We start from the raw sequence: 14,276 nt of genomic DNA, 5'->3' as shown, positions 1-14,276 counted from the left end.
GCGGCTCAGCCGTCGAGCTCGCCCCAGCGCGCGTACGCAGCCTCGAGATCGAGCTGCGTCTGCGCCAGCAGCGCGTTGTGTGCGTTGATCGCGGTGGCATCGCGCTGATAGAACGCCGGCTCGTTCATCTGCGCCGTCAGTTCGGCCAGCCGGGTTTCCAGGGTCTCGATCCGCTGCGGCAACTGCTCCAGCTCGCGGGTTTCCTTGTAGCTGAGCTTGCGCTTGGGTGCAGCAGCGGCCGGAGCGGCCGCCACCGGCGTCGCCGCGACCAGGGCCGGCCTGGCCGGCACGCTGACCGAAGGCACCGGGCGCTGGCGCAGCCAGTCGGTGTAGCCGCCCACGTACTCGCCGACGCGACCCTCGCCTTCCATGACCAGGGTCGAGGTCACGACGTTGTCGAGGAAGTCGCGGTCATGGCTGACCAGCAGCAGCGTGCCGGGGTAGTCGCCGAGCATTTCCTCGAGCAGCTCCAGCGTCTCGACGTCGAGATCGTTGGTCGGTTCGTCCATCACCAGCAGGTTGGATGGTTGCGCGAACAGCTTGGCCAGCAGCAGGCGGTTGCGCTCGCCACCGGACAGGCGCGTGATCGGCGCACGCGCACGCTCGGGGGTGAACAGGAAGTCCTGCAGGTAGCCGATGACGTGCTTGGACTTGCCGCCGACCTCGACGAACTCACGGCCTTCGGCGACGTTCTCCAGCGCATTCCAGTCCTCGCGCAGGGTCGCGCGGTACTGGTCGAAATAGGCTACCTGGATGTTGCTGCCGAGCTGGATCTCGCCGGCGTCGGGCTTGAGTTCGCCCAGCAGCAGTTTGATCAGGGTGGTCTTGCCGCTGCCGTTGGGGCCGATCAGGCCGATGCGGTCGCCGCGGAAGATCGTCGTCGACAGATCGGTGATGAGTTCGCGCTCGCCGTGGCCGAAGCTCACGCCCTTGGCCTCGACCACCTTGCGGCCGGACGCTTCGCCCTGTGCCAGCGCCATCTTGACGTTGCCGGTGAGGTCACGGCGCTGTGAGCGCTCCACGCGCATCGCCTTGAGCCTGCGCACACGGCCTTCGTCGCGGGTGCGGCGCGCCTTGATGCCCTGGCGGATCCAGACTTCTTCCTGCGCGAGCATCTTGTCGAAGCGCGCATTTTCCTGCGCCTCGGCGTTGAGCCGCTCTTCGCGGCGGCGCTCGTAATTGGCCCAGTCGCCGGGCCAGCTGGTGACCTGGCCGCGGTCGATCTCGACGATGCGCGTGGCCAGCGAACGCAGGAAGCGGCGATCGTGGGTGACGAACAGCAAGGCGCCCTGCCAGCCCTTGAGGAAGGTCTCCAGCCAGTCGATCGCTTCGATGTCGAGGTGGTTGGTCGGCTCGTCCAGCAGCAGCAGGTCGGGGGCCGACACCAGCGCGCGCGCCAGCAGCACGCGGCGCTTGAGGCCACCGGACAGGCTCGAGAACAGTGCGTCGCCATCCAGGCCAAGGCGCTCGAGGGTCTCGGTCACGCGCTGGTCGAGCGACCAGCCGTTGGCGTCCTCGATCTTGGCCTGGACTTTTGCCAGCGCATCGGTGTCGACGTGCTCGGCGTGAATGAGGTGGTGATACCTGGCCAGCCACGCGCCCAGGTCGCCCAGGCCGCCAGCCACGACGTCCCAGACGTCGCCGCCGGCGTCGCTGGGCACTTCCTGCTCCAGCCGTGCCACGCGCACGCCGCCTTCGCGGCGCACTTCGCCGCCGTCGGCCTGGATCTCTCCGGCGAGCAGTCTCATCAGGGTCGACTTGCCGGCGCCGTTGCGCCCGATCAGGGCGATTCGCTCACCGGCGTCGATGGTCAGGGCTACATTTCCCAGCAGCAGCGGGCCGCCGACGCTGTAGTCGACGTTTTGCAGGGTCATCAGGGGCATCGGACCATTCTACGTGGCGCGGGCCGTCGCAGTGCCATGCGCGTTGCCGGCGGCGCATACTTGGCCCCAGGCCGCGGCGCGGTGCCGGGGCCACCTGAGCAGGGGAGAAGCCATGAGCAAGGGCATGGATCGCAAGAAGGAAACGAAGAAGAAGCCGGCGAAGACGATGAAGGAAAAGCGCGCCGAGAAGAGCGAGAAGAAGGCTGGCAAGAGCTGACCGGCCAGGCTTCGTGGCAAGGGGCGGACTGGAAAGAGCCGCCCCGCTGTCAAAACCGGCGCAGTCAAGGCCGGTCTGCCAGAGCCCGGCGCTGCCAGAGAATGAACGGCAGCCGATGACCCCGCCGCTGCACAGCCTCGCCGCTCCCGCCGTCAGCCGGATCCGGCAATGGGTCCTGGGCGCCTTCCCGCGCGGCCAGAGCGGCATCGACTATGACCAGCCGCCCGGTGATCCGGGCCTGTTCGGTGCCGACAGCATCACCTGGCGCATCCACGCCGATTTCCCCGGCATGCTCTCGGGCGGCCTGTGCGCCCTGATGTTGCAGACCCTGCATCCGCTGGCGCTGGCCGGGGTCTGGGACCACTCCCAGTTCCGTACCGACCTGCTCGGGCGGCTGCGCCGCACCACCAATTTCGTCGCCGGCACCACCTACGCCGGCCGCGCCGAAGCCGAACGCCTGATCGCCCACGTCGACGCCATCCACGCCCGGGTGCACGGGGTTACCGCGGATGGCCGTCCGTATCGCGCACGGGATCCGCGCCTGCTGACCTGGGTGCACGTCACCGAAAGCTACGGTTTCCTCGAAGGTTTCCGCCGCTACGCGCCCATGGCCCTGCCCCACGGCTTCGCCGACCGCTATTTCGACGAGTCACGTCGCGTCGCCCTCGCGCTGGGCGCGTGCGATGTGCCCGGTTCCGAGGCGCAGGTGGCCGACTATTTCGAAAGCGTGCAGGACGAGCTGCGCTACGACGAGCGCTCACGCGAGGTGCTGGCGGTGCTGGCACGGATCGAGTTGCCGGTGCCGGCCGCGGCACTGTCGCGGAACCTGTTCCTCGGCGCCGGCAGCGCCTTGCTGCCGACGTGGGCGGCGTCGCGACTGCGGCTGTCGCGCCCACGGCAAATGCAGTCCGCGATTGCGGCGCGTGCCTTGCGCGGCATCTCGCCGCTGTTCCGGCTGGCGCTCAACGACGGCGTCGCCCCGCGCGCCTGCCGGCGCGTCGGCGTGGCCGAGTCGGTGCTCGACGGCTGGCCGCCCTAACGCAACTCAGGGGCCGCCGGCACTGCGCAGCAACACGATCTTCTTGGCCGTGGTGAGGCGCTCGCGCAAGCGCAGCGATGCGTCGATCTCATCGCCCTGCTTGAGGCTGGTCACCGCGACCGTCTTGCCGTCGAGGGTGACCACCGTGGTCTGGTCGTCGTAGGCGATGAGGTTCGGGATCAGCGTCTGGGCCTGGTCGATGTGCAGGGTGCGCGTATCGGTCTTGATCTGCTCGACGGTGCCGTGCAGGTATCGCTGGGGTCCCTGCTCCATGCTGGTGTCGGGCAGTACCACGATCTGGCTGCCGTGCAGGCGGTCGCCACTCCTGGCCGTCCTGATCAGCAGGCGCTCGCCCAGCTTCAGTCCGGTGAGCGCGGCGGCCTTGCCGTCGCGGCTGGCCGTAGTGCTGGCATCGAGGTAGACATTGGTCGGGCTGCCCTGCCCCAGTTCGCTGCCGGTCTGCGCATCGTCTGCGAGCGACAGCCGCTTGGAAGCCTGATCCACCTCCACCAGCGTGCCAACGACGTGGTCGGCGTCCTTCGGCGGCGACGCCAGGGCGGCCGCACTGGACCAGAGCAACACGAAGCCCGACAACAACACAACGCCGCGAACCGCGGTGCGCAAGTGAAGCGATTCAATGGTCCGCACGGTCAGCACCTCCACTGGGTCGTCGCCGCCATCTTCCGCGCCGGGGGTGTAGGTGGCGTGTGTGGAAACCGCCGGTTCAGCTGACCACGCCGCGCATCACGAACTGCAGGAGAGCATCGAACAGCCGGCGCGCTCGCGGGCCCAGTCAGGTCGGCGTGCGGCGAATGCTGCGCGCCCGGGCTGATCGTCATACGGGCGCCGCATCACGTCGAGCAACCCGGAAACGCCGGCCATGTCGCCCTCCACCGCGCGATCGATGGCCTGTTGCGCCAGGTAGTTGCGGAGCACATAGCGGGGATTGGCTGCGTTCATCCGCTCCCTTCGCTCTTGTGGCGAATCGGTCTGCTCGCGCAGTCGCGCGGCGTAGCGTGCCAGCCATTCGCGCAATGCCGGTTCGGCCGTCTCGCGACGGGCGTCGTCGTAGAACGCCTCGCGCAGGGGTGCGGGGTCGAGCGTCACGGTGTCGAGGTCGGCCAGGCCACGGAAGAACAGGGTCATGTCGACTTCCGCCTCCGTCATCAGGTCCTGCAGTGCCTGCATGAGGCCGACGTCCTCGTCGCGGCACTCGGCCAGGCCGAGCTTGCGCGCGGTGTTCTCGCGGTCGGCGGCGGTGAATGTTTCGACGAACCGGCGCAGGCCGTCCTGCAGCGGTTCGACACCGTCGAACAGCAGCGACAGCGAACCGGCCAGGCGGCCCAGGTTCCAGTAGGCCACCTGCGGCTGCTGGCCGAAGCGGTAGCGGCGGTGGTGGCGGTCGGTGGTGTTGGGTGTCCAGCCCGGATCGAAGTTGTCTACCCAACCGTACGGGCCGTAGTCGATGGTCAGGCCGAGGATCGACATGTTGTCGGTGTTCATGACGCCGTGGACGAAGCCGACCCGCATCCAGTGCGCGACCATCACTGCGGTGCGTTCGCACACCTGGGCGAACCACTGCGCGTACAGCGCCTGGCCCTGGCCGCGCAGTTCCGGGAAGTCGCGGCGGATGCAGAAGTTGACCAGCTGTCGCAGCAGCTCGACGTCGTCGCGAGACGCCGGCAGTTCGAAGTTGCCGAAGCGGATGAACGATGGCGCCACGCGGCAGACGATCGCGCCGGGTTCCAGCTCCGGATGGCCGTCGTAGAACATGTCGCGCTCGACCCACTCGCCGGTGCCCACCAGGCTCAGTGCACGCGTGGTCGGCACGCCCAGGTGGTGCATGGCCTCGCTGCAAAGGAACTCGCGGATCGACGACCGCAGCACTGCGCGGCCGTCGGCGGTGCGCGAGTAAGGCGTCGGGCCGGCGCCCTTGAGCTGCAGTTCCCAGCGTTCGCCGGCGGCATTGATGATCTCGCCCAGGCTGATCGCACGGCCATCGCCCAGTTGCCCGGCCCAATTGCCGAACTGGTGGCCGCCGTAGTTGGCGGCGAACGGCTCCATGCCCGCGATCAGCGCGTTTCCGGCGAACACCTGCGCGAACTGCGGCGAGGCGACCTCGGCCTCGCTGAAGCCCAGTCGCCGGGCCATCTCGGCCGAATGGGCCAGCAGTCGCGGCGCCGCGACCGGGGAAGGGGCCACGCGCGAGTACAGGGCGCCGTGGACCTGCCGCACACCCGGACCATCGTCCGGATCGCCAGGCAGCTCGCGGACGAAGGCGTTGTCAAAATCGAGATTCAGCATGTTCACCGCGTCAATGTGGCCTTTCGCAGCTGGCCCGGCCAGTGCTCGCAAGCCTGATGTGCGGGCCTCGCGGCGTTTTTCCAGCGCCCGGCCACCGCCCGGCAAGGCGCCGTACACGGGCAAATGAACCTCGATGCCCTACACTGGCGGCCCGCACAACGAGATCGCCCATGGCAAAGCCCAATTACTCCTTCGAAAAGCGCCAGCGCGAAATCGCCAAGAAAAAGAAGCAGGACGAGAAGCAGGCCAAGAAGCAGCAGGCCCGCGATACCGCCAATCCGCCTGCCAACCCCGAACCGTCGGAAAGCGGATCCGGCAACAAGTCCTGACGTGGACCCATCCCCGGCCGGCGACCTCGAGTCCGGCCCGATTCCGACCGGCGAAGCCCGGATCTGGGTCGATGCCGATGCCTGCCCGGGTGTGATCCGCGAGATCCTGTTCCGCGCCGCCGAGCGTGCGCGGGCCCAGGTCACCCTGCTGGCCAATCAGTGGCTGCGGACCCCGAAAGTAGTCGACCCGATCCGGTGACGCGCCAGCGCCGCGGCACTTATGCTGCAGCGGGAAGCACATTCGCACCGGGGATCCAACGCAATGACCACGAGTCGCTCCAAGGCGCGCCGCTCCACGGCGCTCACGCTGCTGTTGCCTGCCCTGCTGGTCATCGCGGCCCCGCCCGCCATCGCCCAGGTGGCCGCGCCACAGTGGACCGTGGTGCAGGCCGGCCACCTGCTCGATCGCCCGGGCCGACCGGCACGGGGCGCCAGCACGCTGCTGCTGCGCGATGGCCGCATCGAAGCCGTCCGCGACGGCCATGTCGAGGCATCGGCATTCACCGGGGTGCCGGCAACGGCCACGGTGTCGGTGATCGACCTGCGCGACCGCTATGTGCTGCCCGGCCTCATCGACAGCCATGTCCACCTGGTTTCGGACAAGGCCGGCGTCGAAGGCCAGCTGGACGGCGTGTCGAAGGGTGTGGCCGATCACGCCTACGAGGCCGCGGTAAATGCGCGCAAGACACTGGCCGCCGGCTTCACCACCGTGCGCAACCTGGGGGACGAGGATGGCGTCACGCTGGCGCTGCGCGATGCCATTGCCGCCGGCAAGGTGCCGGGCCCGCGGATCATCGACGCCGGCAATGCGATCTCCACCACCGCCGGCCACATGGACCCGACCCTGGGCTTCCGCGATGAACTGCACGCGGCCATCGACGTCCACGGCAATACCTGCGACGGCGCCGAAGACTGCCGGCGCGCCGTGCGCCGCCAGATCGCGCGCGGCGTCGACGTGATCAAGATCGCCACCACCGGCGGCGTCAACAGCCGCATCGGTGCCGGCCTGGGCCAGCAGATGTTCGACGACGAAGCGAAAGCCATCGTCGAGACCGCACACCTGTACCGCAAGAAGGTGGCCGTCCACGCCCATGGCGCCGACGGCATCGCCGTGGCGCTGCGTGCCGGCGCCGATTCGATCGAGCACGGGACGCTGCTCGACGACGCCGACATCGCCCTGTTCCGCAAGACCGGCGCCTATTACGTGCCGACGCTGTCGACGGTCAACGGCTACAAGGAACGCCTGGCGAAGAATCCGGAGGCCTACACCGGCGAAGTCCGCAGCAAGATCGAATGGCGCATCGGCATCACCGGCAAGGCCCTCGAGCAGGCAGTGCCGGCCGGGGTCCGCATCGCCTTTGGAACCGATGCCGGCGTCAGCCTGCACGGCCGCAACGCCGATGAGTTCGAACTGATGGTCGCCCATGGCATGACCGCGGCGAGCGCCATCCAGGCGGCCACCGTCAACGCGGCCGACCTGCTGGGCCTGGCCGACCAGGTCGGCAGCCTGGAACCGGGCAAGCGCGCCGATCTGATTGCGGTTTCGGGCGACCCGCTCACCGATGTGACGGTGCTCAAGCAGGTGCAGTTCGTGATGAAGGACGGCCGCGTGGAGAAGGACGTGCGCGGGCTGCAGGCCTCGGTTCCGGCGGGTTCGACAGCGCGCTGACGGACGAGCAAATCAGCGCGCTGACCGGCGCGCTGACCGGCGCGAGGCACGAACGCAGACAGGTTGCTGCACGGGGTTGTTTGGCCCCGACACTGCACTACACCCGGCCGACACACCGCAGTCCGGTACACTGTGCGGTCTTCCGACCGGCGTTCGCCGGCGCTGCCGAGCCTCCCCCCCATGAGCGCCGAGACGCCCAACACCCCTTCCACGGACCCGTCCACGGACACCCCGTCCATCAAATTCTCCGACCTGGGCCTTCCCGAGCCGCTGATGCGCGCCCTGGCCGACGTCGGCTACGAGTCGCCTTCGCCGATCCAGGCGGCCACCATCCCGCCGCTGCTGGAAGGCCGCGACGTGCTTGGCCAGGCCCAGACCGGTACCGGCAAGACCGCCGCATTCGCGCTGCCGGTGCTGGCCCGCATCGACCCCAACCAGCGCGCACCGCAGACGCTGGTGCTGGCGCCGACGCGCGAACTGGCGATCCAGGTCGCCGAGGCGTTCCAGAAGTACGCCCATCACCTGCCCGGCTTCCAGGTCCTGCCGATCTACGGCGGCCAGAGCTACTACCCGCAGCTGCAGGCGCTCAAGCGCGGCGTGCAGGTGATCGTCGGCACGCCGGGTCGCGTGATCGACCATCTCGAGCGCGGTTCGCTCGACCTGTCGCAGTTGCGCTGCCTGGTCCTGGACGAAGCCGACGAAATGCTGCGCATGGGCTTCATCGACGATGTCGAGGCGGTGCTGAAGAAGACCCCGGAGACGCGCCAGGTGGCGCTGTTCTCGGCCACCATGCCGGCACCGATCAAGCGCATCGCCCAGACCTACCTCAAGGACCCGGTCGAGATCGCGATCAAGTCCAAGACCTCCACCGCGGCCAACATCCGCCAGCGCTACTGGGCCGTCAGCGGCGTGCACAAGCTCGACGCCATCACCCGCATCCTCGAAGCAGAACCTTTTGACGCGATGATCGTCTTCGCCCGCACCAAGCTGGCGACCGAGGAACTGGCCGACAAGCTGGCCGCGCGCGGCATCGCCGCAGCTGCGATCAATGGCGACGTGGTGCAGGCGCAGCGCGAGAAGACCATCCAGAACCTCAAGGACGGCAAGATCGACGTGCTGGTCGCCACCGACGTGGCCGCCCGCGGCCTCGACGTCGAGCGCATCAGCCACGTGCTGAACTACGACATCCCGTACGACACCGAAAGCTATGTCCACCGCATCGGCCGCACCGGTCGTGCCGGTCGCAAGGGCGAGGCGATCCTGTTCGTCACTCCGCGCGAGCGCGGCATGCTGCGCGCGATCGAGCGCGCCACGCGCCAGCCGATCGAGCAGATGCAGCTGCCGACGGTGGAAACCGTCAACGAACAGCGCGTCAACCGCTTCCTCGGCCGCATCACCACGGCGCTGGAATCGTCGGACGTGAGCCAGTTCCGCGACCTGGTCGAGCGCTACGAGCGCGAACAGAACGTGCCGGCGGTGGAGATCGCCGCCGCCCTGGCCAAGCTGGTGCAGGGCGACATGCCGCTGCTGCTGGACATCACCGCTGAGCGCCTGCGCCCGCACACGCCGGACTTCGACCGTCCCGAGCGCGGCTCCCGTGATCATTCTCCGCGTGACCGCTTCGATCGTGGCCAGCGCGACGGCCAGCGCGACCCGCGCCGCGAGCGAGACGCCGCGCCGCGACCGCCGCGTGAGCCGCGCGACGACCGACCGCGCCATGCCGATCGCCAGTTCACCCCGCCGGCCGCTGGCGAGCGTTCGTTCGAGCGTCCGGTCAATGTGGCCGAGTCGATGTTCGGTGACGAAGGTCCGGCACAGCCTCGTCATGAAACGCGTGAACCGCGCGAGCACCGCGAACCGCGTGGCGAGCGTGCGCCCGAGGTCGGCATGGAGACCTTCCGCATCGAGGTCGGCCACAGCCACGGCGTCAAGCCGGGCAACATCGTCGGTGCCATCGCCAACGAGGCCGAACTGGAAAGCCGCTTCATCGGCCGCATCGACATCCGCGACGACTTCAGCCTCATCGACCTGCCCGAAGGCATGCCGCGCGAGGTCATGGACCACCTCAAGCGCGTACGTGTCGCCGGCCAGCAACTGCGCATCAGCCGCGCCGATGAGGATTCCGGCGCCGGCCATGGCCACGGCCAGCGCCCGCACGGCCGCCACGGTGATGCACCGCGGAGCTTCGACGACGATCGCCGGCCGCCGCCGCGCGGTCCGCGTCCGCACGGCGGCCCGAAGCCGCATGGCGGCGGGCCGCGCAAGCCGTTCAAGCCGCGCTGATCCAACCGCGCAGACCTGACAGTCGCCACCTTCCACCGCGGTAGCCGATGCACCTGATCCTGTTCAGCGCGCTGTGCAGCGTGCTCGTCGCGGTGGTCCTCAAGCTTGCGCCACGTTTCCGTCTGGACGTGGCGCAGCTGGTGACCTGGAACTACCTGGCCGCGACACTCCTGTGCGCGCTGCTGCTGAAGCCGTCGCTGTCGAGCCTGTCGCACCCTCACGCCCCCTGGGCCGCGCTGCTCGGCCTGGCCGTGGTGCTGCCTTCGCTGTTCCTGGTGCTTGCCGCGTCGGTGCGCACCGCCGGCATCGTCCGCACCGATGTCGCGCAACGCTTGTCGCTGCTGCTGTCGTTGCTCGCGGCGTTCACCCTGTTCGACGAGAAGATCGATTCGATGCGCATGCTCGGCCTGGCGCTGGGCCTGGTCGCCGTCGCGGGCATCGTGGCCAGGCCGCGACAGGACGACACCACCGCCGCACCGGGCGCGACCGGCATGGGCCTGTTGCTGGTGGTCTGGGCCGGCTTCGCCGTGGTCGACGTGATGCTCAAGCGCATCGCGCTGGCCGGCACGCCTTCGCTGGCGGCGCTGCAGGCGGCGTTCGCGATCGCCTTCGTGCTGATGCTCGGCTGGCAGGCAGTTCGCCACTGGCGCGGGCGTGCGCAGCTGAGCCTGCGCAACTTCGCTGCCGGCCTGCTGCTGGGCCTGCTGAACTTCGGCAACATCGTCTTCTACGTCCGCGCCCACCAGGCCTTCCCCGACAACCCCTCGGTGGTGTTCGCGGCGATGAACATCGGCGTGGTGGTGCTGGGCACGCTGGTGGGCGTGTTCGCCTTTGGCGAGAAGACCAGCCTGTGGAACCGGGCCGCGATCGTGCTGGCCGTCATCGCCATCGCGGTCATTGCGGCCGCACCACGCAGCTGACCTACCGGCCACGTCGCGGGATTTGGCATAGTCGGGGTGTCGAACCACCCTCTCCTGCCCCCGCGCCATGCCCCGCCTGCTCGTCTTCCAGCACGTCGCCGCCGAACCGCTCGGCACCCTGGACCCGCTGATCCGCCGGCGCGGCCATCGCATCCGCTTCGCCAATTTCGAGCGCCAGCCCGACTTCCAACCCAATGTCGACCGCTATCGCGGGCTGATCGTGCTGGGCGGACCGATGAACGTCGAAGACCAGGCGCAGCGCCCGCACCTGCGCACCGAGTTGCTGGCGATCGAACGCATGCTCGAACAGGGCAAGCCGGTGCTCGGCATCTGCCTGGGCGCGCAGTTGCTGGCGCACGTACTGGGCGCGCCGGTGCGGCGCCACCACCAGGCGGAGATCGGCTGGTACCCGCTGCAGACCACCGCCGCCGGCCGCGCCGACCCGGTGCTGTCGCCTTTGGGCGAGTCGGCACCGGTGTTCCAGTGGCATCGCTACAGCTTCGAGGTGCCGCGCGATGCGGAGCATCTGGCGCGTACGGAGGGTTGCGAGCAGCAGGCGTTCCGTTATGGCGACAACGCGTATGGGTTCCAGTTCCATCTGGAGATGGACGAGGCGGCTGATCGAGCGCTGGCTGGCCAATCCGGCGTATCGCGATGAGCTTGCGGAGCTGGCGGGTCTCGATCCGGCGCAGGCGAGCGAGGAGTCGATCCGACAGCGGACGCGCGAGCACATCGCGACGATGCAGTCCCAGGCCGACACTGTGTTCAACCGTTTTCTCGACCTGATCGGGACGCCGCAGCGGCGGCATACGTTGCCTTCGCGCGAGTGGACTTGAGGTCTGCTGTTGCTCTGCTCTACAGCTCGAGCCGACTCTCGAAGCGCCGCTCCTGCCCATCAATCGGATCAACGAACCACAACGACCGCGCCAACAACTTCAACGGCCTCCCGTAATCGTCAACCACCGGATCGCAGCAAACCGGATACAGCGGATCGTTCAGGATCGGCGCCCCCAGCGCCGCCATATGCACCCGCAACTGATGCTTGCGACCCGTCACCGGCTCCAGCCCGTAGCGCCAGACGCCGTCTCCACGCGAGATCACATCGACTCGCGTTTCACTGTTCGCCACACCCCCGCCCTCGCGCATCCGGAAGAACGGCTCACCACGCTCCAGATGCGACCGGCGCACCAACGGAAACGCAGCCTCCGGCAGCGCCGGCGCGAGCGCTTCGTAACGTTTGCCGATCCGGCGCTGCGGAAACAGCGCCTGGTACAGCGCACGCGACTCCGCCCGTGCCGAGAACAGCACCAGCCCCGCCGTGCCGCGATCGATGCGGTGCAGCGGCACCAGGTCCGGATTGCCCAGCCGCCGCACCAGCCTCGCCAGCAGCGTGTGCTCCACGTGCTTGCCCGACGGCGTCACCGGCAGGAAATGCGGCTTGTCGACGACGACCAGGTGCTCGTCGAGATGCAGCACGGCCTCGTCGAACGGAATCTCCGCTTCACTCTCGACCTCGCGGTAGTAGGTCAGCTCCGCCCCGACCCGGTATGCAGCATCTGCCGCCAACGCTTGGCCCTCGGCGTCGCGGACCAGGCCGCGCTCAAACCGGTCCAGCCAGCGCTCGCGCCCGATCGCCGGGAACCGCGCGCACAGGCCCTCCAGCACCGTCGTCCAGGGACCAGGCGGCAGTTGCAGGCGGCTGGCGGCCACGCCATTGCGATGGGAAGGGAGCGGTTGAGGGAGCGCTTTCACGCCGGCATTGTCCCCCCAACGGCGGCCTTGCCGTCGTAATGACGGTGAGAACGGCACGGCACCCCGCCAGCGCCTAGAATGCGCCCTGCTTTCCTGCCCCTACCGGATGTACCCCATGGCGCTCAAGGCCACCGTGGTAAAGGCCGAGCTGCAAGTCAGCGACCTCGACCGCCATCACTACGCTACCTACAACCTCACCGTCGCCCAGCATCCGTCCGAGACCGAACAGCGGCTGATGGTGCGGCTGCTCGCGTTCGCGATGTTCGCCGAGGACCGCCTGGAGTTCGGCCGCGGCCTCAGCAGCGAGGACGATCCGGACCTGTGGCGGCGCGACTACACCGGCGAGATCGAACAGTGGATCGACCTGGGCCAGCCCGATGAATCGCGGATCCGCAAGGCCTGCGGCCGCGCGCGCCAGGTCGTGGTGGTGAACTACTCCGGCCGTTCCGCCGACCTGTGGTGGGACAAGAACAGCTACGCCCTCAAGCGGCTGCGCAATCTCACCGTCATCGACATCGGCGCCGACACGGTCGAGGCACTGGCCGGCGTGCACCAGCGCGCCATGCGCGTGAACGTTCTGATCCAGGACGGCGAAGTGCAGTGGCTGGGCGAAGGTCACTCCTTCACCTTCCGTACCGTGACCCGCATGGCCTCCGACGAGGAAGCCGCGCGGGCATGACCGGGCACTACGACGTCGCGATTATTGGCGGCGGCGCAGCCGGACTGATGTGCGCGCTGACCGCCGGCCAGCGCGGCAAGCGCGTGCTGGTGGTCGATCACGCCAACCGCGTCGGCAAGAAGATCCTGATGTCCGGCGGCGGTCGCTGCAATTTCACCAACACCGGCACCACCCCGGCCAATTTCCTCTCGGCCAATCCGCACTTCTGCAAGTCGGCGCTGGCGCGCTACACGCCGTGGCACTTCATCGAGATGGTCGAGCGCCACCGCATCGCCTACCACGAGAAGGAGCTCGGGCAGCTGTTCTGCGACATCTCCTCCAAGCTGATCGTGAAGATGCTGGTCGACGAGTGCCATGCCGCCGGCGTGCGCATCGAGACCAGTTGCAGCATCGAGCGGGTCAGCCATGGCGAAGGCGAAGGTGCCACGTTCCGCCTGCACACCAGCCACGGCGCGTTCGCCGCGCCGGCGCTGGTGGTGGCCAGCGGCGGACTGTCGATTCCGTCGATGGGCGCCAGCGGCTTCGGCTACGAGCTCGCGCGCCAGTTCGGCCATGCCGTGCTGCCCACCCGCGCCGGGCTGGTGCCGCTCACGCTCAGCGGCAAGCACCAGGAGCGCCTGGCCGACCTCAGCGGCGTCGCGCTGCCGGTCACGGCCAACTGCAACGGCCAGTCCTTCAGCAATTTCATGCTGGTCACCCATCGCGGCATCAGCGGCCCGTCGATCCTGCAGATCTCTTCGTACTGGCAACCCGGCGACGATCTTCGCCTGGACCTGCTGCCGGGACGTGACGCGCTGGAAGCACTGCAGCAGTGGCAGCACGAGCGCCCCGCTGCCGAACTCAAGACCGTACTCGGCGAAGTGATGCCCAAGCGCTTCGCCCAGCGCCTGTGCGAGGTCTGGTTGCCGAACCGGCCGATCAAGCAGTTCAACGCACCGCAGCTGCGCGAGATCGCCGACGTACTGTCGAACTGGCCGCTGGTCGCCAGTGGCAGCGAGGGCTACCGCACCGCCGAAGTCACGCTCGGCGGCGTCGACACCGACGAGCTGTCGTCGAGCACGATGCAGTCCCGGCGCGTGCCCGGGCTGTATTTCATCGGCGAAGTGGTGGATGTGACCGGCTGGCTGGGCGGCTACAACTTCCAGTGGGCCTGGGCGTCCGGGCATGCGGCAGGCTTGGCGGTGTGACCGCGGCGATGACA

General features: G+C 68.6%; 13 protein-coding genes and 1 pseudogene. 10 read left to right on the top strand and 4 right to left on the bottom strand.

The window, feature by feature from the left end:
• Positions 1-5: 5 nt before the first annotated feature.
• Positions 6-1,883 carry an ATP-binding cassette domain-containing protein gene (locus MNR01_RS00640; protein WP_241919081.1) on the bottom strand — a complete coding sequence of 626 codons (1,878 nt, stop codon included), beginning with the start codon at positions 1,881-1,883 and terminating at the stop codon, positions 6-8.
• Positions 1,884-2,215: 332 nt separating this feature from the next.
• Here MNR01_RS00640 and MNR01_RS00635 point away from each other — a divergent pair, with 332 nt between their 5' ends.
• The gene (locus MNR01_RS00635; RefSeq protein ID WP_241919080.1) at positions 2,216-3,139 is read left to right on the top strand and encodes an oxygenase MpaB family protein; all 924 of its coding nucleotides are present in this window, start codon (positions 2,216-2,218) and stop codon (positions 3,137-3,139) included.
• A 6-nt stretch (positions 3,140-3,145) separates the two neighbouring features.
• On the opposite strand, the gene MNR01_RS00630 is transcribed toward MNR01_RS00635, so the two are convergent.
• Both MNR01_RS00630 and MNR01_RS00625 read right to left on the bottom strand, forming a co-directional pair.
• Positions 3,146-3,787, bottom strand: a complete 642-nt coding sequence (locus MNR01_RS00630; protein WP_241919079.1) for a hypothetical protein — start codon at positions 3,785-3,787, stop codon at positions 3,146-3,148.
• Between the two features lie 96 nt (positions 3,788-3,883).
• Positions 3,884-5,443 carry a protein adenylyltransferase SelO gene (locus MNR01_RS00625; RefSeq protein WP_241919078.1) on the bottom strand — a complete coding sequence of 520 codons (1,560 nt, stop codon included), beginning with the start codon at positions 5,441-5,443 and terminating at the stop codon, positions 3,884-3,886.
• A gap of 170 nt (positions 5,444-5,613) precedes the next feature.
• Here MNR01_RS00625 and MNR01_RS00620 point away from each other — a divergent pair, with 170 nt between their 5' ends.
• The 7 genes and pseudogenes from MNR01_RS00620 (at position 5,614) to MNR01_RS00590 (ending at position 11,480) form a co-directional block, all read left to right on the top strand.
• Complete coding sequence (locus tag MNR01_RS00620) at positions 5,614-5,772, top strand: hypothetical protein (RefSeq protein ID WP_241919077.1); 159 nt, start codon at positions 5,614-5,616, stop codon at positions 5,770-5,772.
• A gap of 40 nt (positions 5,773-5,812) precedes the next feature.
• Positions 5,813-5,947, top strand: a pseudogene (locus MNR01_RS00615) (YaiI/YqxD family protein); the annotation flags it as partial.
• 87 nt (positions 5,948-6,034) lie between these two features.
• Positions 6,035-7,441 (top strand): amidohydrolase family protein, encoded by a 1,407-nt coding sequence (locus tag MNR01_RS00610; RefSeq protein WP_241919076.1) that lies wholly within the window; start codon positions 6,035-6,037, stop codon positions 7,439-7,441.
• Between the two features lie 273 nt (positions 7,442-7,714).
• Positions 7,715-9,724 (top strand): DEAD/DEAH box helicase, encoded by a 2,010-nt coding sequence (locus tag MNR01_RS00605; RefSeq protein WP_241920680.1) that lies wholly within the window; start codon positions 7,715-7,717, stop codon positions 9,722-9,724.
• 47 nt (positions 9,725-9,771) lie between these two features.
• The gene (locus MNR01_RS00600) at positions 9,772-10,644 is read left to right on the top strand and encodes an EamA family transporter (protein WP_241919075.1); all 873 of its coding nucleotides are present in this window, start codon (positions 9,772-9,774) and stop codon (positions 10,642-10,644) included.
• A gap of 67 nt (positions 10,645-10,711) precedes the next feature.
• The gene (locus MNR01_RS00595; RefSeq protein WP_241919074.1) at positions 10,712-11,302 is read left to right on the top strand and encodes a type 1 glutamine amidotransferase; all 591 of its coding nucleotides are present in this window, start codon (positions 10,712-10,714) and stop codon (positions 11,300-11,302) included.
• Positions 11,226-11,480, top strand: coding sequence for a hypothetical protein (locus MNR01_RS00590; protein ID WP_241920702.1), 255 nt, complete (start codon positions 11,226-11,228; stop codon positions 11,478-11,480). The genes MNR01_RS00595 and MNR01_RS00590 overlap by 77 nt, the downstream gene beginning before the upstream one ends.
• 19 nt (positions 11,481-11,499) lie before the next feature.
• Here MNR01_RS00590 and MNR01_RS00585 read toward each other — a convergent pair whose 3' ends face one another.
• The gene (locus MNR01_RS00585; RefSeq protein ID WP_345779021.1) at positions 11,500-12,396 is read right to left on the bottom strand and encodes a pseudouridine synthase; all 897 of its coding nucleotides are present in this window, start codon (positions 12,394-12,396) and stop codon (positions 11,500-11,502) included.
• 115 nt (positions 12,397-12,511) lie between these two features.
• Between MNR01_RS00585 and MNR01_RS00580 the strand changes: the two genes are divergently transcribed.
• Both MNR01_RS00580 and MNR01_RS00575 read left to right on the top strand, forming a co-directional pair.
• Positions 12,512-13,075 (top strand): YaeQ family protein, encoded by a 564-nt coding sequence (locus MNR01_RS00580; RefSeq protein WP_241919072.1) that lies wholly within the window; start codon positions 12,512-12,514, stop codon positions 13,073-13,075.
• Positions 13,072-14,262, top strand: coding sequence for an NAD(P)/FAD-dependent oxidoreductase (locus MNR01_RS00575; protein WP_241919071.1), 1,191 nt, complete (start codon positions 13,072-13,074; stop codon positions 14,260-14,262). The genes MNR01_RS00580 and MNR01_RS00575 overlap by 4 nt, the downstream gene beginning before the upstream one ends.
• The last annotated feature ends 14 nt before the right edge of the window (positions 14,263-14,276 follow it).

The sequence above is a fragment of the Lysobacter sp. S4-A87 genome, assembly GCF_022637455.1.
GTDB lineage: Bacteria > Pseudomonadota > Gammaproteobacteria > Xanthomonadales > Xanthomonadaceae > Lysobacter_J.
Note: the sequence above shows the minus strand (reverse complement) of the source record. Positions and strands in the feature narration are given on the sequence as shown.

Coding starts and splice junctions, on each gene's coding strand:
- MNR01_RS00595 (WP_241919074.1), top strand. CDS start 10,712: ATGCCCCGCCTGCTCGTCTTCCAGCACGTCGCCGCCGAACCGCTCGGC.
- MNR01_RS00605 (WP_241920680.1), top strand. CDS start 7,715: ATGCGCGCCCTGGCCGACGTCGGCTACGAGTCGCCTTCGCCGATCCAG.
- MNR01_RS00620 (WP_241919077.1), top strand. CDS start 5,614: ATGGCAAAGCCCAATTACTCCTTCGAAAAGCGCCAGCGCGAAATCGCC.
- MNR01_RS00590 (WP_241920702.1), top strand. CDS start 11,226: ATGGGTTCCAGTTCCATCTGGAGATGGACGAGGCGGCTGATCGAGCGC.
- MNR01_RS00625 (WP_241919078.1), bottom strand. CDS start 5,443: ATGCTGAATCTCGATTTTGACAACGCCTTCGTCCGCGAGCTGCCTGGC.
- MNR01_RS00575 (WP_241919071.1), top strand. CDS start 13,072: ATGACCGGGCACTACGACGTCGCGATTATTGGCGGCGGCGCAGCCGGA.
- MNR01_RS00635 (WP_241919080.1), top strand. CDS start 2,216: ATGACCCCGCCGCTGCACAGCCTCGCCGCTCCCGCCGTCAGCCGGATC.
- MNR01_RS00600 (WP_241919075.1), top strand. CDS start 9,772: ATGCACCTGATCCTGTTCAGCGCGCTGTGCAGCGTGCTCGTCGCGGTG.
- MNR01_RS00580 (WP_241919072.1), top strand. CDS start 12,512: ATGGCGCTCAAGGCCACCGTGGTAAAGGCCGAGCTGCAAGTCAGCGAC.
- MNR01_RS00640 (WP_241919081.1), bottom strand. CDS start 1,883: ATGCCCCTGATGACCCTGCAAAACGTCGACTACAGCGTCGGCGGCCCG.
- MNR01_RS00610 (WP_241919076.1), top strand. CDS start 6,035: ATGACCACGAGTCGCTCCAAGGCGCGCCGCTCCACGGCGCTCACGCTG.